General features: G+C 46.0%; 21 protein-coding genes. 10 read left to right on the top strand and 11 right to left on the bottom strand.

Annotation, left to right across the window (positions count from 1 at the left end; all coding sequences use genetic code 11):
* The first annotated feature begins 192 nt into the window (after positions 1-192).
* On the top strand, positions 193-2,877 hold the full coding sequence (locus CUJ83_RS10365) for a PAS domain S-box protein (protein WP_230742238.1): 2,685 nt from the start codon (positions 193-195) through the stop codon (positions 2,875-2,877).
* 233 nt (positions 2,878-3,110) lie between these two features.
* On the opposite strand, the gene CUJ83_RS10360 is transcribed toward CUJ83_RS10365, so the two are convergent.
* Complete coding sequence (locus tag CUJ83_RS10360) at positions 3,111-3,605, bottom strand: hypothetical protein (RefSeq protein WP_230742237.1); 495 nt, start codon at positions 3,603-3,605, stop codon at positions 3,111-3,113.
* Between the two features lie 229 nt (positions 3,606-3,834).
* On the opposite strand from CUJ83_RS10360, the gene CUJ83_RS10355 reads away from it, so the two are divergent.
* Positions 3,835-4,875 carry an NOG1 family protein gene (locus tag CUJ83_RS10355; RefSeq protein ID WP_230742236.1) on the top strand — a complete coding sequence of 347 codons (1,041 nt, stop codon included), beginning with the start codon at positions 3,835-3,837 and terminating at the stop codon, positions 4,873-4,875.
* A 153-nt stretch (positions 4,876-5,028) separates the two neighbouring features.
* A complete protein-coding gene (locus CUJ83_RS10350; RefSeq protein ID WP_230742235.1) occupies positions 5,029-5,820 on the top strand; it encodes a DUF362 domain-containing protein in 792 nt (263 codons plus the stop codon).
* Between the two features lie 155 nt (positions 5,821-5,975).
* Here CUJ83_RS10350 and CUJ83_RS10345 read toward each other — a convergent pair whose 3' ends face one another.
* The 4 genes from CUJ83_RS10345 to CUJ83_RS10330 form a co-directional block, all read right to left on the bottom strand.
* Positions 5,976-6,116 carry a hypothetical protein gene (locus tag CUJ83_RS10345; protein ID WP_230742234.1) on the bottom strand — a complete coding sequence of 47 codons (141 nt, stop codon included), beginning with the start codon at positions 6,114-6,116 and terminating at the stop codon, positions 5,976-5,978.
* 806 nt (positions 6,117-6,922) lie between these two features.
* Positions 6,923-7,834 carry a presenilin family intramembrane aspartyl protease PSH gene (locus CUJ83_RS10340; protein WP_230742233.1) on the bottom strand — a complete coding sequence of 304 codons (912 nt, stop codon included), beginning with the start codon at positions 7,832-7,834 and terminating at the stop codon, positions 6,923-6,925.
* 129 nt (positions 7,835-7,963) lie between these two features.
* The gene (locus CUJ83_RS10335; RefSeq protein ID WP_230742232.1) at positions 7,964-8,320 is read right to left on the bottom strand and encodes a DUF2102 domain-containing protein; all 357 of its coding nucleotides are present in this window, start codon (positions 8,318-8,320) and stop codon (positions 7,964-7,966) included.
* Positions 8,321-8,332: 12 nt separating this feature from the next.
* Complete coding sequence (locus tag CUJ83_RS10330) at positions 8,333-8,719, bottom strand: zinc ribbon domain-containing protein (RefSeq protein WP_230742231.1); 387 nt, start codon at positions 8,717-8,719, stop codon at positions 8,333-8,335.
* 495 nt (positions 8,720-9,214) lie between these two features.
* Here CUJ83_RS10330 and CUJ83_RS10325 point away from each other — a divergent pair, with 495 nt between their 5' ends.
* From CUJ83_RS10325 to CUJ83_RS10310, 4 genes are read left to right on the top strand one after another with little or no spacing between them, the layout of a single operon-like run.
* Entirely contained in the window at positions 9,215-9,853 is a 639-nt protein-coding gene (locus tag CUJ83_RS10325) for a metallophosphoesterase family protein (protein ID WP_230742230.1), read from the top strand.
* Between the two features lie 45 nt (positions 9,854-9,898).
* Positions 9,899-10,636: an RAD55 family ATPase gene (locus CUJ83_RS10320; RefSeq protein WP_230742229.1), complete on the top strand. Its 738-nt coding sequence runs from the start codon at positions 9,899-9,901 to the stop codon at positions 10,634-10,636.
* A 9-nt stretch (positions 10,637-10,645) separates the two neighbouring features.
* Positions 10,646-11,656, top strand: coding sequence for a BUD32 family EKC/KEOPS complex subunit (locus CUJ83_RS10315; protein WP_230742228.1), 1,011 nt, complete (start codon positions 10,646-10,648; stop codon positions 11,654-11,656).
* Complete coding sequence (locus CUJ83_RS10310) at positions 11,653-12,471, top strand: HAD family hydrolase (RefSeq protein ID WP_230742227.1); 819 nt, start codon at positions 11,653-11,655, stop codon at positions 12,469-12,471. Before CUJ83_RS10315 ends, CUJ83_RS10310 begins: the two co-directional genes overlap by 4 nt.
* Before the next feature lie 271 nt (positions 12,472-12,742).
* Here CUJ83_RS10310 and CUJ83_RS10305 read toward each other — a convergent pair whose 3' ends face one another.
* A complete protein-coding gene (locus tag CUJ83_RS10305; RefSeq protein ID WP_230742226.1) occupies positions 12,743-13,324 on the bottom strand; it encodes a plasmid pRiA4b ORF-3 family protein in 582 nt (193 codons plus the stop codon).
* A gap of 139 nt (positions 13,325-13,463) precedes the next feature.
* Positions 13,464-14,258, bottom strand: a complete 795-nt coding sequence (gene budA, locus CUJ83_RS10300; RefSeq protein ID WP_230742225.1) for an acetolactate decarboxylase — start codon at positions 14,256-14,258, stop codon at positions 13,464-13,466.
* A 118-nt stretch (positions 14,259-14,376) separates the two neighbouring features.
* Between budA and CUJ83_RS10295 the strand changes: the two genes are divergently transcribed.
* Positions 14,377-14,877 (top strand): flavodoxin family protein, encoded by a 501-nt coding sequence (locus tag CUJ83_RS10295; protein WP_230742224.1) that lies wholly within the window; start codon positions 14,377-14,379, stop codon positions 14,875-14,877.
* A gap of 125 nt (positions 14,878-15,002) precedes the next feature.
* On the top strand, positions 15,003-16,619 hold the full coding sequence (gene lysS, locus CUJ83_RS10290; RefSeq protein ID WP_230742223.1) for a lysine--tRNA ligase: 1,617 nt from the start codon (positions 15,003-15,005) through the stop codon (positions 16,617-16,619).
* A 46-nt stretch (positions 16,620-16,665) separates the two neighbouring features.
* On the opposite strand, the gene CUJ83_RS10285 is transcribed toward lysS, so the two are convergent.
* Positions 16,666-16,947 carry a hypothetical protein gene (locus CUJ83_RS10285; RefSeq protein ID WP_230742222.1) on the bottom strand — a complete coding sequence of 94 codons (282 nt, stop codon included), beginning with the start codon at positions 16,945-16,947 and terminating at the stop codon, positions 16,666-16,668.
* Here CUJ83_RS10285 and CUJ83_RS10280 point away from each other — a divergent pair.
* Complete coding sequence (locus CUJ83_RS10280) at positions 16,922-17,308, top strand: hypothetical protein (protein WP_230742221.1); 387 nt, start codon at positions 16,922-16,924, stop codon at positions 17,306-17,308. The two genes, CUJ83_RS10285 and CUJ83_RS10280, sit on opposite strands and share 26 nt — an antisense overlap.
* A gap of 232 nt (positions 17,309-17,540) precedes the next feature.
* Here the strand turns inward: CUJ83_RS10280 and CUJ83_RS10275 are convergent, their stop codons facing one another.
* From CUJ83_RS10275 to CUJ83_RS10265, 3 genes are all read right to left on the bottom strand, one after another.
* Positions 17,541-18,674 (bottom strand): hypothetical protein, encoded by a 1,134-nt coding sequence (locus CUJ83_RS10275; protein WP_230742220.1) that lies wholly within the window; start codon positions 18,672-18,674, stop codon positions 17,541-17,543.
* A gap of 575 nt (positions 18,675-19,249) precedes the next feature.
* A complete protein-coding gene (locus CUJ83_RS10270) occupies positions 19,250-20,026 on the bottom strand; it encodes a hypothetical protein (RefSeq protein WP_230742320.1) in 777 nt (258 codons plus the stop codon).
* Complete coding sequence (locus CUJ83_RS10265) at positions 20,026-22,314, bottom strand: Calx-beta domain-containing protein (RefSeq protein ID WP_230742219.1); 2,289 nt, start codon at positions 22,312-22,314, stop codon at positions 20,026-20,028. The genes CUJ83_RS10270 and CUJ83_RS10265 overlap by 1 nt, the downstream gene beginning before the upstream one ends.
* Between the last annotated feature and the right edge of the window lie 604 nt (positions 22,315-22,918).

Genomic DNA, 22,918 nt, shown 5'->3' with positions numbered 1-22,918 from the left:
TTTTATGTATAAAGCATATGAAAAATATAACCCTTTCTAAACACTAAAATAAGGCCTTATTTATTAATTACCTTAATAATTTGGTCAATAGCAAAATATTTGACCATTCATGGCAGAATAAATGTATCTTTATCGGTCGGTATCAAAGCATATAAATTGCTTACTATTAATACCGATAGTATCGGAGCTAACATGAGCGATTCCTGTGATTATAGCCATAAAGGAGCGAATAACTTCGACAGCCTCCGGCCCGGAAGCCACGTTATAAGCGTATTTGACGATGAGAACTGTCAGATGTCGATACTGGCCCATATCATCGCAAAAAGGCAAAATGACTACAGGTACATATTTTTCACGAACGTCTATACAAAGATACGCATCGTGAACGCGCTTAAAGCCAAGGGCATCGATGCGGATTCGCTTAAGGAAAGCGGCAGGATGTCGTTTTTCCCGTGCATGTATCCCCGTAATTCGGATATGGGACCTGCGGCGCTCAGCGATCAATTATCATCGTTCATAGATGATAACCCATGCTCGTCTTTCGAAAAAACATTCATATTCTATTTTGCAGACCCCTCTATGATCATGGGGCCGGGCAAAAGCACTGTCATTAAACTCGAATCAGCCATGAGCTCTATGGGGGCTGAAAAAGGTTTTATCATCATCTGTTTCTACGATAAGTCAAAATTTTCCGAAGATTTCCTGGTCGACATAGTAAAATCCCACGATCACCTTATGGTCAAGGCTTCATTTTATAAGAACATCGATCATGTGGAACCCGAGAAGCTGATGAAAGGTATCGAAGATAAACGACGGAACTTCGACCTTTATATCGATAGCATAGTGTCCAGGGCGAACATGGAAAAAGCTCTCATCGAATGCAGCCAGAACTGCGAGAGAAGGGTCCAGGACAAGGACAGGGAATTGAGGCGTGCTGAAGACCTGCTGAGGAGCATCCTTGACAGCACTGCCGACGCAGTCATAACGAGAGACCTTGATCTCAGGATAACATCCTGGAACCGTGCCGCAGAGCGTATCTTTGGCCATAAGTTCGATGAGGTCGTGGGATCCTCGGCGGATGACCTCGGGGACCTGTACATACAATCCCAGTCAGTGAAAAGTTTCCTTGAGCGCGTGAGGGACGGTGAGACGTTCCTCGATATCGACATTGTGTCGAGGACGAAGTCGGGGATCCACAGGTACCTATCCGAATCCATGTCCCCGATCAGGGACTACGACGGCAGCGTCATGGGCACGATAAGCGTCATCAGGGACATAACGGAGCGTAAATCCACTGAAAAGTCCCTTATCAGCATGAACAAGGAACTGGCCCTGCTATGCGACATATCGATGGCGATAGGGCGCACGTTGCAGTTCGATCATATTCTTTCCGACTCTCTTGAAAAGATAATCAGCCTCATGGGAGCCGATAGCGGGACCGTGCTCCTGTTAGACGATGCCAGCGGAAAGTTCGTCCTTAAGGCATACAGGGGCATATCAGATGACGATGCCAGTCAGATGTCCTCCATAGATATGAGCAACGATACCGTGATAACCATGCTGGTCAGGTCAGAGCCGGTATTCATCGAAGACATTAAAAAGGAAATGTATGCGACAGTGAACGGAGAGCGGTTAAAGATCAAGTCAGCCGCGTACATGCCGCTCATTTCAAAGGACAGGATCATGGGAATGATAGCGTTCGGCTGCTGCCATAGAAAAGAATGGAGCGTTGAGGAACTGCGCCTTCTCAAGGTCATAGGGGGCCACATAGGCATAGCGGTGGATAATTCGCTGCTGTACAAAGAGATAGTCGAGACCAGGGACTTCATGAAGAACATGATCGAGAACTCCGCGGACGCGATAACCACATATGATCCGTCAGGGCGAGTGGTCCTGTGGAACAGGGCATCGGAGAGCCTTTTCGGCATAACGCGCGAAGAGGCCATAGGGAAGGTGTTCCCATGTCTTAGAGGAGATGACAGTAAGGGATTCATGCTATTAAGCTCCGTAAAGGAAGGAAAGGTGTTCAGGGACCTTGATATGGAGATGATGGGAAAAGGCGGCAAACGTATAAAGATCTCCTATACGGCCTCTCCCCTGTATGACGCCGCGGGAGAGTTCATGGGAATGCTGGCGATCTCCAGAGACATCTCGGAGCGCAAGAAGCTCGAAAAAGAGCTCCTGGAGGCCAAGAATGAAGCCGAGCTATATGTCGACCTTATGAGCCACGATATCAATAATCTCAACCAGGTCGGTATAGGCTACCTTGAGTTGCTGAAGATGAGTGAGAACCTTAACGAAGAAGATGCCGATATCATCGATAAGGCCACACTGGCTTTCAACAACAGCGCAAGTATCATCAAGAATATCACAAGGTTCAAAGAGATGAAGGCATGGACCATGTCCCGTGAAAAAGTGGACATGGGGCAGGTACTTGACGAAGTCGTTGCCCTTCACTCCGGGAATAATACCAAGAACGTACATATCGAATATAACAAAGTCGATGGGGCCTTTGTATATGCCGACCATTTCCTGAAGGACGTGTTCCTGAATATCATAGGGAACGCTATCAAATACTCGGGGAATGAGCCTGTTATCACCATACAGGTCGACGAGAACATAGTAAAGGAAGGGCATACGGAGTATCACCGGATCGTGATCGAGGATAACGGCATAGGCATCCAGGACTCTGACAAAGGAAGGATATTTTTAAGAAAGGAGCGCGTCAACCTCGCAGTGGACGGCGCGGGCCTCGGATTGTATATCGTCAGGTCGCTGGTGGAAAGATACGGTGGTAAGATATGGGTCGAGAACAAGGTTGACGACGATCATACCAGAGGCAGCAGGTTCGTGTTACTACTGGAAAGGTCGCCATAGCGGTGAATGACAGGGTATAATAAAACTGCGAATTTATGACGCGTCGCGCTAAGGGTTCTATCCCATAATTTTTTTAATGTGTATGTCAGTTCATCTTTTATCTAGTGCCCAAAAGGCAACAAGGGGTACTGTTTTTCACCACGGAGCGCACGAAGGCGAAAATATTGCCTCTTTGTGTCCCTTTGTGGTGAAAGATAAGATATAAAATATCTATGAATTAGTGTGACACACCACTAAGTACCCGGGACTTGTGCCGGTATCGTCAATATTTCATTTACAGAGTTGCCGTATTTGATCACTGTAAGGTTTTTCCCGCCTACGGCCATGGTGGTCACGGTCTTGCTTGATTCGTCGATAAGCTGTTGGTTATCGCCGCGAACGCTCACCGTGGTATTATTTATCGTGACATTGCAGGTGGCGAACCCGTAATATGACCCGTCCCTTAGCTCGATCCTATCAAAAACGAACATGCCGCGCACAGGTTCCGCGCTCGATGAAACGGTTTCCCTTGAATATACCTCTCCATTACTGTTCATGATATGAAGGGTGACGGTGACGTCAGGATATCCATATCCCTGCTCATCAACAACTTTGCCGTACCAGGATGATTCCACCAGTGTCTCCTCCGATCCGAACAGGTCAATGCATCCGGAGACAGCCAGGACCCCGAATAATAAAACAATGATCGTCAATGTCCTGAATATACCCGATATTATACGTCCCGACATGGTCAATATATTATTTATATTTATATATAATTAGTTTAACCCTTATAGTGATATTGCCTGAGAGACAGGACGCGGAAACTGTCGCGAAATCGTGCCGGATAATGCATGATCACCGGAACTGGCTCAGGATACTGTCAAATATTTATAGTACAAGTCATGTTTTAAGGATGACAATTATCTTCACATTTATTTATGGCAGTGAGACGAGATTGTAGGAAGGCGAGATAATATGATATTCGAAAGAATGGGCACCATCCTGACGGCTGATGAACTGATAGACAAGGCGTTTTCAAGGGCGACGAGAGCAGGAAAGGGAAAGATAGTAGCAACAGGCCATACAGATAAGCGGGAGCTTGAAGAATCGATGGTGTTAACGGCAGGGAACATCCTTACCGATAATCTTCATAACGCGGTAAAGGACTGGCCCAGCCTTGACAGGATGAACGATTTTTACAAGGAGCTTACCGATATCCTTGTGGGCATAGAAAAGCTAAAGATGTCACTCGGATCCTTAGAGTGGGCCTCAGCGAAGAGTAAGGAACTATCTAGAAAATACGTCGGCATAATGAGAAGGGAGGAAGATCCTGTCAAGATAAGGAAACAGGCGTTCGGCAGGATGGCATCGGTCGTATATGACGTCGACAAAGACCTTCGCTTCCTCAACGACGCGAGAAACATACTGCGTAAGCTGCCGGACGTAAAAGACGAGCCGACCATTGTCGTCGCAGGATACCCCAACGTAGGAAAGTCAAGCTTCGTCGCATCGGTCACAGGCGCAAGGCCTCAGATAGCCCAGTACCCGTTCACGACCAAGAACGTGACTATAGGCCATTTCACTTCCAGGAAGATCAGGTATCAGGTCATCGACACGCCAGGACTTCTCGACAGGCCGCTGGAAGAAAGGAACGACATCGAGAAGCAGGCGATATCAGCGTTAAGGCACATCGGCGACGTGCTGCTTTTCATAGTCGACCCGAGCGAGAATTGCGGCTATACAATAGAGGAACAGTACAGGCTTCTCGAAGAGGTCAAGAACTTTGTAAAGATGCCCGTCCTGATAGTCGCCAATAAGATCGACGTAAAGCCCGTAGATGAAAAGGTCAGCGCGGACATGAAAATGTCAACGCTTAACGGAGAGGGCGTTAAAGAAGTGAAAAGCAGGCTTGTAGAGATGATACAGGGCGTTAAGGTAAAGAGTAAAGCCCAGGTAGAGGAAGCCCCGCCCGCAGGGGAAGTGTATATTTTACCCCCGTCAAGAAAAAAGAAATAAAAAGCGAATAAGGGCAGGAGCCTTATGGGTTTCTTGCTCATCTTTTAATATCGTCCGTAAGCAGAGGCCTGACAGGCATACTTTTATAATGGCCGTGACAGATATAATCAATCCTGATATCGGTTGATAGTTATGGCCTTGCCTTCGTATTTCATGAAAGTCATCAAAAAAGCCTTTCCTTTCAGGTTTATTTTTGCAAGGCTGACAACATTGCCTGTTTTGGGCGCGGCCGTCGATAGGATATGTTTCGAGAACGATGACATCATTTACATCCCGATGGACAAAGTCATCGAGGTGAATAAAAAGATAGAGCAGCCGCAGGACACTGTGCTTCCTTCCCGCATAGTGGAACATTTCATAGAGATGTCCGAATACCACTGGATAATGAACAGGTGCATATGCCGCGATTCTGCTAATTGTAAGGATTATCCTGTAGAACTTGGCTGCATATTCCTGGGGGAGGCTACATTGAAGATAGATCCGCTCCTTGGCAGGAGAGTTACTAAAGAAGAGGCGCTTGAGCATGTCAGGCGCTGCGGGGAAGCGGGGCTCGTGCATTTGATCGGCAGGAACAAGCTTGACGCGCTATGGCTTAACGTAGGGCCGGACAATAAGCTTCTGACCATTTGTAATTGCTGCCCTTGCTGCTGCCTCTGGAAAATTCTGCCGGACCTGTCCTCGCATATCAGCTCAAAGGTCACGAAGATGCCCTGTGTCAGCGTGAGCGTCACCGATAGGTGCACAGGATGCGGAAAATGTACGCACGGGACATGTTTCGTCGATGCCGTCAGCATAGTTGACGGAAGGGCGGTCATAAGCGACCAGTGCAGAGGATGCGGCAGATGCTCCACAGTGTGTCCCAATCAGGCTATCGAGATCGTGATCGAGAACGATGATTTTGTGGAGAGGTCCATAGAAAGGATATCATCGTCTGTCGAGGTATGATAAAAACGGATACTCTGCTCAATGCTTTGCCCTGTAAGTTCTTTATAAATAATATATTGGTTTATCATTGGTCAGGCTAACCACAAAGGCAACCAAGGACCACTAGCTTTCACCGCAAAGGGCTCCAGGGGCTCGAGGGTTCACAAAGGACATTTTTAGACTATTATCATATACATAAAAAATATTTTGTGGACCTTACTCGCCTTCGAGCGCTTCGTGGTGGAAAATGGTGTACCCTCGAACCCGTTGAGCGCTCCCATGAAAGACTTTTTGATGGTCTCTGTAAAGACTTGCATGTAACATCTATTACGGGATCGATGTTCTGCAGTTATGCCTGTCGGATGGCAGGCAGACACATAACCTCACAAAAACACGGAAACACAAAAATTTTTTAGAATTTAAGGTCACGAAAACTCAAAGATTCACTCACCAAACCACAAAGGGCTCCAGTATCACCGTCAATGCACTAAAGTCTCTAATGCACGGCTCAACGCACCAACCTGCTCTAAGTCACTAACGCTAAAACAAGACCCCGAACATTCTCCAAAAACACTAAATTTTAACTGCACGGTTGACGCTTGCACGACTAATATCCCTGCTATAAGTCAGGCGAACACAAACCGGGATATTGAACTTTTGTGGTTTGGGGAATGTTCGGGGTCTTGTTTTAGCGTTGGTGACTTAGAGCAGGTTGGTGCGTTGAGCCGGGCGTTAGGGCTGTTTGTGCGTTGACGGTGATACTAGAGCCATTTGTGGTTTGGTGAGTAAATTCTTAGGGTTTTCGTGCCCTTAAAAATCATATAAAAAATTTTTGTGTTTCCGTGTTTTTGTGAGGTTACGTGTCTACCTGCCATCCGACCGGCACAACCATAAAAACTCCATCTCAAAGACCATTTAGTAAGACACATTTTTCATTCTTAAAACCTGAGCAAGACCCCGCTCATCAAAGATTTCGTGGTGGAAACTAGTGTGCCTTTGTGCACTTTGTGGTTAACTTGCGCTATCTTGTTTGTCGCCATGTATAAAAAAGAAAAGTTGAGTCTTTGAGATGAAAATGCATTATGCTCATGTACAGCATTGAAAATGTGATCAAAGAATAAAATTAAAAGAAGGGATTTACGCCTGCTACGGCGCATCCTATGAGGAAGCCTACGATAGCCCCTGTGCATAAGAATGGAAGCCCTGCCTGTGGCTTGCCCTTTAAGACAAGATACATCAGGCCGATATAGCTTATCAGGGTCCCTGCGATAGTCCCCAGCGCGGGAAAGTTAATGAAACCGATCCCCGGGGCGCTGATGAAGGCATTTGCAGAGACTGCTAGTATGGAAGGTATGACCGCATCTCCCAGTCCCATGAAGTATGCTTCTCTCTCGGAGCCCTGCTCAATGCTCTTACGGCGGCTTCTGGCAAAAGAATAGTTAAGCTTTCTCGGCAGGACGAACAATATGGGCAGCTTCAGGTCCATGACGCCTTCGGCAAGCGTGATCATATGTTTCGTCTTGTAGACCGATATAAAGTCATATACCGCCAGTATCACGAGCAATAGTATCGTGGGTATGACTGCCAGAGATATGCCGAATATTGCACTTGCGCCTGCAGCGATCAGGATGCCCACTATGTCTATTATGAACCATTCGGGATAGAAGAACATCAATACCGTAAACAACAAAGAGCCGCCCAGCGAGCCAAGCAGGGCATACTCCGGCAATATGTCCGGCATTGCCAGCACCGACAGGCCGAACAGCACATAGACGAGAGTCGAGAAGACCGCGAATGCGATGAACCCCTGTATCAGCCATTTGACCTGATACTTGATGATCAGGAGCAGTACGCCTGTGAACACGAGTATCAGTAATATGTAAAAGATCGGGTTCCATATGCTTTCAGGGTTATCGAACGCTCTCATATCATACTGGTCAAGAGGAGTCACTAAAAGAAGCGCGAGGATCTGTACGATGAGTATTAAAAGAGCCATACCTGCGGGCCCTGCGAGGTCATTGAGCTTTATATTCAATCCGGATCACTCTTTATGTTTAAGCGAGAACGTATACTCTTTACTTTTATTAAGTCTTTACTGATACAATTCTGAAAGTCCGAAAAAATGAGTTTATTATCGGGCAATTACCCTTGATTCAGCCCCCCATCATGAAGAGCTGAGGTTCACGAACTGACCTATGGCCCTCTTAAACCATGGGCCGTTGCCATATCCGGGCTTTAAGCCCGTAAAAGTAAGATCCGGGGCGAAAGTCTTTCCGCATACGCGGGTATCGCTGATCGAGTAGCCCCTTCGCTTCAGGAATATCCCGGAAGGATAGCGTTCCCGCAGCACGTTCAAAAAGCCCCTTACGGTGTCCCTGTCGCTTTCGACAAGAAGGCCGAAACATGTCTCTTTCATCCGGACGGGAAAATGAAGCCTGTATGCCAGGGAGATTATCCCTGTAACCTTCACGCCTGTCTCGGGATGGATCACGACCATCCAGGTCTCCGGCCCATCTTCCACCTTTGTCACCGCCTATTCTATTTTTGGCTTATCATACATGCTTATATTGTACACGTGGGTATAGAAGCAGGAAGGGCAGACTATTCCCGTCCTGTACTCGTCTATGACGATCTCATGGTCCGTCTTGTTGCCGCAATTCGAGCATCTTGCCGTCCTTATGAATTCCCAGCGGTCATACTTGCGCTTGAACCTGGTATCCTCGAAGCTCGTCTTCTTATCCGAAGCGTAGATACCGTGTATCGTATAATACCGGCGCGCTCCGCAGTTCGAGCAGGTGACCGTGGTCTCCGTCGGCAGTATCTGGATGATCTGTATCGCATCCTTATGACAGTTATAACAGCGGGACTCTTTCTGTAGCTCCCACCTCATTATCTCGGGCTCGTCGGCCATATTTACCACGTTATTGTTTACGATGGCACGGTTTAAAAATGTTCCGTATTCAATGGAAGAAAGGCTATAAAGAAACTTTTAAGGCCTGACCGTATGTAAACATGCTAACAAATAAAATGCCTATACCTTAAGTGCTTTAGAATAAAGATGTTCATTACACACTATGTCTACCACAAAGGCAAACAAGGACACGGCTTCCAACCACAAAGCGCACAAAGGCAAACAAGGAACACTAAACTGTTAACCACAAAGCGCACAAAGGCAAACAAGGAACACAAAGGACCTTTTTAAGAAGATTAGCATATACTATATAAAAAAAATTTGTGTACCTTACTCGCCTTCGTGCGCTTCGTGGTTAACAACATAGTGTACCTTACTCGCCTTCGTGCGCTTCGTGGTTAACAATATAGTGTACCTTGGTGTTCTTAGTGGTGAAAAGTAAGATTTGTCAGTCGTCTTAAAAGCATAGCAATCTTTATTAAAGCACATGCTGATTTTTTAATTATGAAAATACTTGCCATCGCCGACTTACATGGTAAATTTTTCAGGCTCGACGGGATCTTGAAGGTCTGTGACCCGGTAGACGTCATAGTCGTGGCCGGGGACCTTACCCATGGAGGCCCTCCGGTGAACGCAGTGCGAACTTTGAGCATCCTGAAGACTTTTTGTAAGCGCGTGCTCTTTGTACCGGGCAACTGGGACCCCCCGGAGGTCAGGGAAGAGATCAGAAAACACGCCATAGACCTTGAGGAAAGGCCGACTGTCATAGGGAATACCCTGTTCCTTGGCCTTGGAAGCTCCAATATCACCGGCAACAATACTCCATGTGAAATGACGGAAGAAGAGATCGAAAACAGGCTAAAGGACGTACTGAACATGCCTCAGATGCCGAGGACCGTCCTGGTGTCGCATGCTCCCCCTTATGATACGACGGATATGACGCCCGCGGGGAACAAAGGCAGCCCTGCCCTGAGGAAAGCTCTTGACAGGGTCGATATCATCATTTGCGGCCATATACACAGCGGAAGAGGAAAGGTAAAAGACGGAGCATGGGTGATAAATCCGGGATATGCCCATGACGGCCAGGCAGCGATTATCGACCTTGAATCGATGGACATAATATGGATCGATTCAGCTATATAAGCAACAATATTATATAAATTAATTGTATAATATATAATTTGTTGCATGGCTAATGATGTTTCATATGTTAAGACTGGCATACCGGGAGTAGACAGTGTCTTAAAGGGCGGCATATATCCCTCTTCTGCCGTCACCATATCAGGGCCGCCCGGGTCCGGAAAATCGATATTCGGTATGCAGTTCATTTATTACGGCGCTAAGGACTATGGCGAGGACGGGCTCATCATATCGGTAGAGGAGAGTAACACGTCCCTGTCGGAGTATGCACGATCCATAGGATGGGGGGAGTGGGACTCGCTCGTGGAAAAGGGTGCTATCACCGTCATCTCTAACGATTATTTTATGAAGACGGACCTTCCGGGATCTCTCGAGGGAATACTGGAGATGATACAGAACACTACGGCAAAAAGACTGGTCCTCGACTCTATTAACCTCTTTAAGTATTATTTTCCGGAAGATATCGATAGAAGAAGGTACCTGCTAAAATTTATTCGCATACTGAAGCGGAAAAGCATAACAACGCTCCTTCTGTCCGAGGTCATGGAAATATTCCCGCACCTGCCGCTAACCGAAGAGATGTACCTTAGCGACGGCAACATTTTTCTTTTCATGTCGAGGCTTGGCAACAACGTAGAAAGATGCTTCTGGGTCACGAAGATGCGCCGGCAGGACTTCAATATGAACATAGTGCCCATGGGCATCGGGAAAGGCGGCATAGAGGTATATGCCGATTCCATACCATATTCTCTTGAAGTGGAGTCGGATAGAAGGGAACGATTGTAGGAGGATCCTATGCTTGAAACTCAAGAGGTATGCAAGGATGACAGAGAGGTCCTCTGGATAAGGGAGATGATAAGGGGGAACCCGGAACTATTTCCAGGGGACAAGCCTGAGAAGATCCTGGTCTTGCACGAGAAACAGGTGTCGTCTCACCATACCCACATCTATGATATCGATGATGTCTATGTTCACGTTAAGTTCTTCAACAGGACAAAAGGAAGGACTAATGTCACGTATGACCCGATAAGGGAGATGAGGTCAGAGTATGAGAAATTGTTAGAGTACGAAAAGAAAGGGTTCGGCTCCGGAAAATACAGGGTAGTCAAGGCGCTCGGGATCAATGCAGACATTGACAGCGCGCTGGCAACTATGTATGTGGGAGGAAAAACGGTCCAATCCGTGATCCTCGATGTCATAAAAGAAGACGGGGACCCGGCGATGCTATATATGGCGCTAGAGCTTACGGCCGGCCTCCTTAAAAAGATACATACCGTCATGCCGCAGAGCTATCAGATAGATCAGGCTGACATGTTCTACTCTTACCTGAAATCCTTACTTTATCTCGAGGAGCAGAACATGCTGGGAGGCTACCATCGCCGCACTTTCAAAGGCCTTACAAGGTGGTACAACTATAAGCCGCTATTTGACCAGAGAGGAGTCACCGTGCATGGCGATGCCAACCCGTCTAATTTCAAGATAGATAACGGGATCATATACGCCTTCGACATGGAACGGAGCAAAGGCAAACATAGCCCGGTCATCGACCTTGGGGCCATGGTGTCCGAGCTAAAGCACCAGTTCGCCTACCTGACAAACGACGGCGGCAAGGCAGAGCCTTACATTGAACATTTTTTAAGCTCGTACGCGGCGGATGAAGCGGAGCTCGAGTTCGTTAAGTCAATACTGCCTTTCTATGTGTCCCAGAGCCTGTTCAAGATAGCCATGCTGGGATACTGGGACAGGGAATACAAGAAGTATCTCGTGGAAGAAGGGACAAAGTGCATAGAGGTGGAGCCTCTGTGATAACCACCATACTTTTTGACATTTACGGCACAATGATTGACATATCGACGGACGAGAACAACATTATGCCTTACGAGACGATGTCAAAATGGCTGGAGTATAAATCTATATATCTTACACCTGATCAGCTAAAATGGTTCTATCATGAAGAGTTCTCGAAGCGAATCGGGACTAAAGAAGAGAGGGAAAGAGTCGAGGAGGATATTTTTAAGGAGATAATGGAAGAGTATGAAATGCGCGTACGGGAAGAGCGAGAGATACATCGCGACGCTGACGTCAGAGAAGTCTTCAAGAGCATCATATTAAAATTCACTACTCCGCCTCCCGACGAGCTCGAGCATCTTGCGCTGGACCTTTCGCACCTGTTCAGGGCGACGACCAGAAAGAAGATCTTCATCTATCCGACAGTAAAGCCCGCGCTGGACCAGCTGCAAAGACGCTACAGGCTGGGCATAGTGTCTAACGCGCAGGAAGCTTTTACCATTCCCGAACTGCGCCTGTTCGGGCTGGACCCGTATTTTGAGACTATCGTGCTTTCAAGCATGGTAGGCGCGAAGAAACCTAATTCCAGGATATTCTTACAGGCTTTAAAGAACCTGGATATCAAACCCGAGAATGCCGTATTCGTGGGGAATGACCTGAAAGCGGACATCATGGGCGCATCAAAGCTCGGCATCAAGACGATATATCTTTCAGATAAGTCGTTGAGCAACATCAAAGGGTATAAGCCGAACGCCGTCATCGCTAACGTGAACATGTTCGAGGTCCTGAAATACGTCGACATGTGGAACGCGACGGAGAGTAAAAAGACTTAAAATTTTAATGATTTAAATAGCGGCCTTTAATTTATTGATATGTTCTTTTTATAAGATCTCTCAAAAGGTCATCATGATTTTTACAGGTACGAAGAGGGGGCTTCCACCCCCTCTAGTCGCTCCGGACCCTTCGCTTCGCTCGGGCTCCTTCGCTGGACTCCCCCGGCATGACCGCTTCGCTTCGCTTCGCGGAAAATTGGACGATATGCCCGATAACTATCATAAGATCTTGAATAATATTGTAAAAAACTATATGAGGTATCTTTCTTATTTATGGCATTACCTTTGTGCTACCTATCCTTAACCTTTTTAATCTCTCATTTATCTCATCGATGCAGAACGGCTTTCCTTCATCCACGTCGAAAGAATCCTCCATCATGTACATGGACATATCCATAAGTTCTTTTGTATCTCCCGCCTTGCTCTGGTCAAGCGAATATTCTTCTCTTCCATAGTGTTCCACAGGTGTCCTGCAAGAGCCTTCGATACATACCGGATACAGTTTGTTTTTTTCTTTTGGCAATATTTTCTCGACCATGACCTCATGCTGCCACATGTCCGGGGAAAAATAATCGTATTCGAACCTGACATTCTCTTTTCTGACAACGTCTTTTAGCCTTACGTCCCTGTCATTACGGAAATGGCGGCCAACGATCCTGTCGCCATACTGGTCGCCTTCGATGACGAACATATGCTTGTAGTTACCTTCCCATCCCACTACATTCTTAAGTATATCGTTAAGCTCTTTAAGAGTCGCGTTTTCCTGCACTAAAAAGCGTCTCCATACTTCCGGGCGGTATCCTTTTACGCTTACCTTGAGCTGGTATACTCTATCTTCGTCCGAATCTGCCATGTGTCTGCCTCATTAAAAGGTAAAATAATAGATTGATTAAATAAATTGACCAAATTAAAGACGAATGTTAACAAAATATAGAAAAATTCGACATCTCACACGGCCATATAAGCCTGTGAGAGAATAATTGAATTTATGGCTATTTTTCCACTTTTTCCAGCTCTTTATGTAAGTCCTTTGTCAGATCAACGCCTATGAAATCCCCGTCCGTAGGCAATTCCATATAGAATTCTGGAGTTATGTCAAGTTTAACGTCCGCCTCATCTATGCTAAAGTCGAGGATATGCCCGCCGGCTTTTCTATCGTCCGTGATGAAGTGGAGATGGTACCCGGGCACATTGATGCCTTTTCCATACTGGGGCGTATAGAAGCCCACTATGGTCCCGGTGACGTTATGGAACTCAAACACGGACTGATTTGCTACGGCGTCAACAAGAAGAGGATAGGGCTTTTCCTGTTTCGGCACGCTTCTAGCTTTTATATACGGGAATTGCCCGTCAATGCGGAACGCATAGAATAAGTTCGATGAAGGCAATACCGCGTCCATTTTTCCGGTAAATTCTGTAAAGTTACCGGCATCCTCAACAAGGATGGTTTTATCTATCTCAAAAAAAGTCACCGTTGCGAAGGGTATCATCATATCATCCTTGACAGGATATGCGACACCGTCCGACTTTATTTGATAATAGTTACCATCTACGGCCACCATTTCTCCGTCAAGGCCATTAAAGGTCCCGATGCCTATGTCACCGTGCTTTTTTAGCTCCTCGTTAGGTATGATGCCATCGTATACGCTTTGCATCAGGGCATCGATGGTGGATACCTGATACAATACATCCCCCTCGCCAGGTCCATCCTGAAAAAGATCGAATACGGCCACAGCGGCTAAAAATAAAATGATCACAGCGATGACATAATACCATGGTAGTTTCATTATATGACCCATTACTATTAGTGATTAATCAGACATAGAATTTTGTATTTTTTATATGAAAAACTGCTTAAAAATTGTAAATTAATTATATAATAATAAATATATTTTAATTCGACTAATGAGGGGTGATTTTATTAAAACACTGATAGCCTGTTATTCTTTTACCGGTAACACGTGGAAGATCTCGGAGGAGGTCAAAAATCAGATGGGAGCCGACATAACCAGAATAATGACAGTAGAGCAGCCAAACTGGGACATGAAATGCATGAGCGAATGGCTCGAGGAGAGGGCCGACATAAAGCCATGCACAACCGACATGAGCAAATATGACTGCCTGATACTGGCAACGCCCGTATGGGCCTGGCTTGCGCCCCCGGCGGTAAACGAGTATATCGCCCAGCTTAAGAACTGCAAAGGTAAAAAGTTCGCCGTGATCACCACGGCAGGAAAATGCGGCTTCGAAGACGTGATAAACGAGGTAAAGGATAAGCTTGAGCAAAAAGGAATGGAGTTCATAGGAGCCGGAAAATTCTACCATGCGGAAATATCATGCGGGGATTACCGGACAAGGGCTAAAGAGTTCGTAGAATCGGTAAGGCTCATGCCTGCGCCGGTCTGATGCCCCAAAATATATCCTAAAATATATGAGGCTCTACGGATCCGTAGAGCCTTTAGAACCCCGGGGTCTTATCGAAGCAGAAAGTAACTTATATTATGAGAATGTAGATTTTTGCGGACGAGAGCATGACTTACAGAGTATTTTGGGCTGATACGCTAGCTGATGAAGTTATCGAGAGATACGGCAAAGAAGGAGAAGTCGTAGTAAAGTGCGCGGCTTCACCCTCCGGCGGCAAACACATAGGCAATATTAACGATATCCTCAGAGGATATTTCATCAAAGAATCGCTGAAAAGCATGGGGGTCAAGACAAGGCACGTCCATACGAGCGACGACCGCGACCCGTTAAGGAAGATACCGGAAAGGATGCCCGACAGAGACGGCAAGTGGCATATACTCTCCGAAAAAGAGCTTAACGAGCTGAACAAATATGCCGGCATACCATATGTGGACGTCCCGGACCCGTTCGGCTGCTGCAAGTCGTGGGCGGAGCACTTCAACAACGTATGGCTCGACGGCGTGAACATGCTTGGAGTGGAAGTGGAGGACTATAGCAACGACCAGCTATACAGAGAAGGAAAGTTCGAGCCTCCCATGAGGACGATATTATCGGACATACCAAAGGCAAAAGAGGTCATCTCCAAATACCAAAGGAACACTCCGCCCGATTATATTCCCTTTAACCCTATTTGCGAGAAATGCGGCAGGATCACCGCAAAGGCTGTATCCGTCGACCTCGATAACTGGACAGTCGACTATATCTGCGAGAGTAAATCCCTTGCCGGCGAGTTCGACATACCCGGGTGCGGACATAAAGGCACTACTTCGCTGAATAACGGTAAGCTCCCGTGGAGGTTCGAGTGGCCCTCCCAGTGGCAGATATTCGACGTCAAGATGGAGCCGTTCGGAAAGGACCACTATGAAGGCTCATGGCCCTCCGGGCAGGAAATATCAAAGGTCATACTTGGAAGAGAGCCGCCCGTTTATACGGTCTACGAGTTCTTCCTGGTCAATTCGGCCAAGATGTCGACAAGGCACGGCAACGTCTATATCACCCAGGACATGGCCGAGATCATGGAACCGGAAGTGTTCCTCTATTTCTATTCGCTGAACCCGATGAAGCAGAAGAACCTTGAAGTGAAGAACATCAACTTCCTGGTCGACGGGTTTGACAGGTTCGAGAGAGTATATTACGATGAGGTCGAGGCAGCGGATCCGGAAGAGAAAGATTTCGCGAAGCGCGTATATCCGATGCTGCCCATGGAAGACCGCCGCAAGATCAGGATACCATACACATTCGCAGCGATGGTGAGCGTTTCCAAGAACGACGAGCACATACTCAGGACCTTAAGAAAGACAGGGCATTTGCCCCAGGATGCCACTCCGGAGCAGGAGACGGACGCGCTCAAGCGTGTCCATAAGGCCGGAATTTGGGCACGCAAGTACGCGCCGGATGAGTACAACATCGATATAAAAGAAGCGCTGGACCTGCCTCCTGAAATGGAGCCCGCCGAAAAGGACGCACTGGCGGAGATCGCTGACTTTATCGAGGCAAGGCACACGGAAGAGGAGACCCAGTACGAGATCTTCGAGATAGCCAAGCGCAAAGACATTAAGCCGGCCAAGCTTTTCAAGACCGCTTATCTACTTCTTCTTGGAAAGCCCAGGGGCCCGAAGCTGGGACCTTTCCTGCTCGCCCTGGATACCGACTTCGTCCTGAAGAGGCTCAGGCTGGAAGCGTAAATTAAAAATGAGTATCAGGCTTGATCAGCTCAAGTTTGATACGCTCTCATATTTTTTTGTGCGTGTTCACTGAGTATATGAATACGTCTATTGCGGCTATTATCGTGAATATCGCGAGAAGTATGTTAAAGCCGCCTATGCCCGCATATTCTGTCGTTACCTCTTCACCTATGTCTATGCTGCCGCCGGTGCCTGTGGTCGGGCTCGGGGATACTGTTTGTCCGGTGCCGGGGATCACTCCCGTATTATTTGTAGAATTTCCCGGGGCAGGGCTTCCGACATTTCCGATCTGGGGTATTGATGTGGGGGTCGCAGTAGGATCGGGCAATGGTGTGGCCGTGACAGTTGGCGTGATAGTAGGCCCGGGGGTCGGAGTCGCCGACGGTATCGGAGACGGCGTCGGCGTGATGCTGGGAACTGGTGTCGGCTCAGGAGTTGCTGTCGGTGTAACGGTAGGACTCGGTACCGGCGTAGGAGTCGACGTCGGGAAGGGCATCGGGGGAAATGTCGGGAACGGAGGAACTGAGGGTATCGCCGGTTTTATCGATACGATAGGATTTGCCGGCATCGACGGCACTGCCGGAACCGATGGTTTTGAAGGGATGCCCGGAATGATGTGGTCTGCAAATGCAATGCCCGGCACTGCTACGAGAGCCAGCCCGAAAAAGATCAATGTTGCGATCACGTGAGATTTGTCGTTTTTCATGTTTTTCCCTGCTTTAGCTGTATGCCCTCTGTTTTTGGGCTATAGGCTAATTAGCTGACTCATTCACAGTTTAATATTAAAATCTTGTCGCTCTTGAAAGCCTTGCTGTTGCTTGATTTACATGAGCTTGCCGGGTAAAGCCCATAATAAAAAAATATGACAAAATGGAATGGGGTGGAGTTGAGGAACTCAACTCCACGGTTTTTACTTAATTTTTATTTTTTCCTGAATACCAGGAAGTATGTGCCTGCTACGGACACTACTACCACCGCGAATATGATTATCATCATATTCATATCTATACCGGTCTGCTCGGTGGTCGTGGGCTCCGGGGCCGGCGTTGCCGTGGGTTCAGGTGTTGGGGTCGCCGACGGCTCCGGTGACGGAGTCGCGGTCGGCTCGGGTGTTGGTATTGGAGTTGGGATAATCGTTGGTACTGGAGTGACAGTCGCTCCCGGAGCGCCCTCTACTATCCCGATGAATTCGTACCCTTCATACAGGTAGGATATCAGGGATGGCGGGAACGTCTCTATCGTCACCGGCGGAACGGGTGTCGGAGTCGCAGTGGGTTCCGGTGTCGGAGTCGGTGTCGGTGTCGCACTCGGCGCGGGTTGCTCATCGTTGTCTAAAACTTCTATGGATACAGTATACGGCTCGCCGATCTCAAGGCCTGTGATGAGGCTTTGAACGAGCGTGAAGACCGCCGGGCCCGGAGCTGTGCCGTAGACATCATCTTCAGGCATCGTCACATCTTTATTGTATGTTGCTGCTGCCGGGAAGGATCCTACAGGTAAGCAATATACGTCGTAGCCATGCGGATAATATGTCGCTTCAGCGCCGTTATAATCGTATTTAAAGGTCATTAACGGCTTTGGCAATATCGGGTCTATTATAATAGGAATGTTTACAGACTGGCCCTCATATGCCGTAGCTGGCACATTACCCAGGTATACGACAGCTGTCTTGATATTGTTGTTAGTCGCTTTTACATGTCCGCCGAATTTTACATCGTTATAGTAATAATCTGCTTTTATCGTCGGATTGCTGCCGGATTTCTCAAGGGCGAAGAAGCTATCCTTGTTAGCCGGAGCGGTGAAATTCTTATAAACGCTACCCATGCCAGATATATATGCATGTACATCGACGTTAACTGAGTTTGTGTTTCTGACCCTCATCACATACAGGTATGACCCGTCATTGTCAGCCGGAACTTTGTATATGGATGTCAGGACCATCTTATCTGCTGTAGGATCGGCAGCCAAAGCGAGGGAAGCCCCGCTTGTGCATATGAACAAAGCCCCTATGAGTAAAACAACGAATAGGCTGGCTATCATTTTATTTTTTGACATTTTATTGAAACCCCCATTTTCCAGGGAGCATCGCAAAGCTAAGGAAAATATGCAGTAACCCCCCGGTACCTGCATATCTGCCTATAGCTGCTTATACCCCCACGTTTTTGTTTATGTAGCGATGCTAAATCATAAAAACCGAGATCGGATATATGAAGATATTAACCACCATAACGATCCGACAATTTAGCGATCAACCCCACATTTATGCTTTTACGATGATGATTCCTCGATCTTTTCGAGGATCACTATATCATCGCCATCATTTAAACACACAATGGAATTTTTACCATCATATGTTTAAATAATAAATATTACCCCCCAAATTATAGTAATTACATATTTGTAATTGCTTAATTCTAATAAAGTTTACGGTTGTGTAATTTAGCAAATATATTCGAATAAATATATGTTTCTAGATTTGTGTAAAAATATAATAATAAGTAAATAACAGTTTTTTACCTTTATGATATTTAATAAAAATTAGAAAACATTTTTATTCATACATTTAAACAAAAATGTTTACAGTTATAAAAATAAATGATGGGGAGTTATAAACTCCCGCATATCTTGTTTTATTTACTGGTGTTCTTATACCAGAAGTATAGTGCCACCGCTCCTATGATCAAAAATATGATCAGCAGCCACCATATGTTTAAATCAAGATTGACCTGTTCCGTGGTAGTCGGCTCTGGTGTCGGAGTCGGAGTCGGAGTCGGTGTTATTTCTATTTCTCCCCCGCTACCTCCGCTGCCGTTGCCCGGATCGGTTGTCGGTACAACTGTCGGTGTCGGTGTAGGTGTCGGAGTCGGAGTCGGGTTATATGGCACTGTTGTAGGGTTACCGGTCGGGTTCGCCGTGGCCGTAGGAGTTGCCGTGGCCGTTGCTGTTGGTGTCGGAGTCGGCGTTGGAGTCGGCGTCGGCGTTGCAGTTACAGTTGGAGTAGGAGTCGGAGTCGGAGTCGGAGTCGGAGTCGGTGTTGGAGTCGGAGTCGGAGTCGGAGTCGGAGTCGGAGTCGGAGTTGGTGCTGGTGTGTTTAAACTAAAGTCTACCTGCATTGACGGACTATTCGTAGTGATCGTCTTTGTTTGAGAAAGACTTCCATAGGTAGCAGTTATAGTATACGTTGATCCATTCCATACACCGATAGAGTAAAACCCATTTCCATCAGTCACATCTGATTGGCCGGCTATGGTCACTGTTACTCCTGACGTAACAGCACCATCGACTCGTACATACCCATATACTCCTGTTGGCGAAGAAGCTGCTAACACTGACGGTGCTATAATGCCACTAATAATGACTAAAGTTAATAGAGTGGCAAAAAATATTGATATTCTCCCTGTTTTCATTAAACCCCTCCAAATGGTAATGTTTGAGTTTCTGCTGAGTCGGAGTATACATAGTACCCCTCACCAGGCCCCATAACGAAGCTGTCCTCGTCGGGACTGATCATTTCCATGTATACATCAAACCCGTCGTTTGCATTGTTGTACCTGAATATTATCTGATTACCATTCAACAATTCACATACTGCTTTTGCATTTGATGTGCTTAGAGTGCTCCATCCGATCATATTGTATCCGCTGTAAATAGCTATGCTACGCGAGCCTGGTAATACGCCTATAACGGTAAATGTAGTCTCTCTGTCACAGAATACATAGTAGGCATAATCGATCTTGATCTGGATATCATCCTCTGACGGGCTTATACCTGCCATATACATATTGAACCCATCAGTCGTATTCACATATTCCGCCACCATCGATATTCCAATATCCTGTAACTGACTTGCCCATATGGTGTCATTCATCAAAGGTATCGATATCAGGTTCCAGCCCGGTTGCAGATTTATCACGAACGATGTCTCAGCGCTATCGTCATCGATTATTTCCACTACGGATGTGACCCTAGTACCGAATACTGCGTTCGCCGACAGATTGCTGAGCGTCAGGTTGATAGTCTCATTATCTTCTGCAAGGACATCATCCAGTATGTATATCCTGAACGTCTTGCTTGTGTCGCCCGGCTCGAACGTCAGCGTTCCGCTGGCAGCCGTATAGTCAAGCCCGTATTCTGCCGTGCCATTGCCTGTGGCATAGTCAACAGTAACGTTCCTTGATGTCTGGCCCGTCATGCTGACCGTCACTACTATCGATCCGTCGTTTTCATCCACATAGCATCTCGGTGAGCTGAACTGGACTGCAGGCTTCGGTTCGTTATCGACGATGTTCACGATCGCGATGCTGTTGCTTCCGAGCGAGGCAAGCACCGGGTCGGAAAGGTTCACGAAGAAGAATTCGTCGCCTTCGCCAAGGCTGTCATCGGATATGTTCACCGTGAATGTTTTCTCATTCTCGTTCAGCCCGAAGAACAATTTTCCGGATGCTGAAGCATAATCGGATCCACTCAGTGCAGTACCATTGTTGGTGGAATAGTTAACTGATGCCGGTATTGGATTACCTGTCCTGATCACAGTGAACGTAACAGTGCCATCCGTCTCATTGAAGGTATATGATGACAGGTTGAATTCCACTGAAGGCCATAGGTCATTATCATTAATTATGATGTCCGCTACGTTGAACTGACTTAATGTAGCATCTACCGGATCTGTAAGATTCACGAAGAAGAGTTCCGGGATCTCGGGAATACCGTCATCGACGATATTGATGTATACCGTCTTTTCTGTCTCCGAAGGCAGGAACGTTAATGTGCCGGATGCTGCCAGGTAGTCTGATACAGCCTCTGCGGTGCCGTCATTAGTGCTATAATCCACACTGGCGTTCACACTGGTATTGCCGCTCTTTGTAACTGATACCGATATGGTCCCGTCACCCTCATTTACCGAGTGGAGAGGGCTTATGCTTATGACCGGCGCCGGTTCGTCATCGATTATGGTGAGCGTTGTGTTCATTATAGCTCCGGGTCCCGCATTCGCATCAGTGTCCGGGATTATCAATCCTATGTCTATATTCCGGGTTCCGTCATAGACGTCATTCTGAACTGTAGGTATTTCGATATATTGTTTGACTACGCCCGGGGTAAAAGTTAATGTACCGCTGGCTATCGTCGAAGAATAATTCACGGTCACATTGGAAACAGCTTGCGCGTTCAAAATTACTGAGATATTGGCCGTTTCACCCTCGTTGATAACGTAACTGCCAGACTCAAAGCTTACAGTTATGAATTTCTTACAGGTATTCCAGTTAATCGTAGAATCATTCTGGTTGTTATTATAACTAAGGTGCCACTGCATGTTTTGTCCGAATATCAATGTAAAATTGTTAAAGACACGCCCCGGCGAGAAATATGTCGGCGGCACTTGATCGGGTATGGGCTCAATTACCTGGCATTTTATATAATTATCAGTGCCCAAAGGTATCTCTATGGGAATGCTATTTAAATTATGCCATCCCCAGTGGGCGATATGAGTTCCATTAGGGCCAACCTCTGCGCCTTCAAATATAGGCCATATAGGTGAAGACCCATTCTCTATCTCTTTGTTATTTACATCTTTCACAGCCCAGGCCATCGGCGCTGCAAGGCTGAACAATAATGCTCCTGTAAGTAATAATACAAATGAGCATATAAGGACATTATTATACCATGATCTTCTATTATCTATCTTTTTCACTGCCATATACCCCCCGATATATTGCATATATTTATCTTATTTTTAATATTTTATTTTTTTATTTTAATACTGTAAACATAGGTATTACTTAATTAAATTATGTTTATTATTTATATTTTTACTACCAATCTCCTTTTCGATTATTTTATTTATTTTTATATAGCATATAGTATAAATTTTACTATTATGTAATTATTTTTAATGTTAAATTTACTTTTCAATTTTTTAATTATTTTTTACTAACTACTATTATGTATTTACTTCTTCAAAATAAAGTTTATGGTAAATATTTTGTTATCTCTTTTAATTTGTAATAAAATTTTTTTTAAAAAAATAAGTTTTGTTTATTTCAATATGAATGAAATTATTAATTAGCGTTTTAGTTATTATAAAATTCATTATTAATTTATCTCTTATAAAAAAATTTTCGGTAAAAAGTTATATTAAAATATTTTGGTTTTGCTGCGATTTTTAGGAGTTTTTTATTTTTTATCTTTAGTCTGCATGTATATAATAATATCACAAATAATATAGAACCACAAAAACCGAAGGATCAAATATATAAAAAGGAAAAAGGGATGGAGTAATTTTTACTCCATCATTTATTAAT

Origin of the sequence: Methanooceanicella nereidis (assembly GCF_021023085.1) — an archaeon.
GTDB lineage: Archaea > Halobacteriota > Methanocellia > Methanocellales > Methanocellaceae > Methanooceanicella > Methanooceanicella nereidis.
Note: the sequence above shows the minus strand (reverse complement) of the source record. Positions and strands in the feature narration are given on the sequence as shown.

Bases quoted from the DNA above. Each gene is read 5' to 3' on its own strand.
- CUJ83_RS10275 (WP_230742220.1), bottom strand. From the start codon at position 18,674: ATGTCAAAAAATAAAATGATAGCCAGCCTATTCGTTGTTTTACTCATA.
- CUJ83_RS10360 (WP_230742237.1), bottom strand. From the start codon at position 3,605: ATGTCGGGACGTATAATATCGGGTATATTCAGGACATTGACGATCATT.
- CUJ83_RS10345 (WP_230742234.1), bottom strand. From the start codon at position 6,116: ATGCAAGTCTTTACAGAGACCATCAAAAAGTCTTTCATGGGAGCGCTC.
- CUJ83_RS10320 (WP_230742229.1), top strand. From the start codon at position 9,899: ATGGCTAATGATGTTTCATATGTTAAGACTGGCATACCGGGAGTAGAC.
- CUJ83_RS10305 (WP_230742226.1), bottom strand. From the start codon at position 13,324: ATGGCAGATTCGGACGAAGATAGAGTATACCAGCTCAAGGTAAGCGTA.
- lysS (WP_230742223.1), top strand. From the start codon at position 15,003: ATGACTTACAGAGTATTTTGGGCTGATACGCTAGCTGATGAAGTTATC.
- CUJ83_RS10270 (WP_230742320.1), bottom strand. From the start codon at position 20,026: ATGAAAACAGGGAGAATATCAATATTTTTTGCCACTCTATTAACTTTA.
- CUJ83_RS10325 (WP_230742230.1), top strand. From the start codon at position 9,215: ATGAAAATACTTGCCATCGCCGACTTACATGGTAAATTTTTCAGGCTC.
- CUJ83_RS10365 (WP_230742238.1), top strand. From the start codon at position 193: ATGAGCGATTCCTGTGATTATAGCCATAAAGGAGCGAATAACTTCGAC.
- budA (WP_230742225.1), bottom strand. From the start codon at position 14,258: ATGAAACTACCATGGTATTATGTCATCGCTGTGATCATTTTATTTTTA.
- CUJ83_RS10295 (WP_230742224.1), top strand. From the start codon at position 14,377: ATGAGGGGTGATTTTATTAAAACACTGATAGCCTGTTATTCTTTTACC.
- CUJ83_RS10350 (WP_230742235.1), top strand. From the start codon at position 5,029: ATGAAAGTCATCAAAAAAGCCTTTCCTTTCAGGTTTATTTTTGCAAGG.
- CUJ83_RS10355 (WP_230742236.1), top strand. From the start codon at position 3,835: ATGATATTCGAAAGAATGGGCACCATCCTGACGGCTGATGAACTGATA.
- CUJ83_RS10315 (WP_230742228.1), top strand. From the start codon at position 10,646: ATGCTTGAAACTCAAGAGGTATGCAAGGATGACAGAGAGGTCCTCTGG.
- CUJ83_RS10265 (WP_230742219.1), bottom strand. From the start codon at position 22,314: ATGGCAGTGAAAAAGATAGATAATAGAAGATCATGGTATAATAATGTC.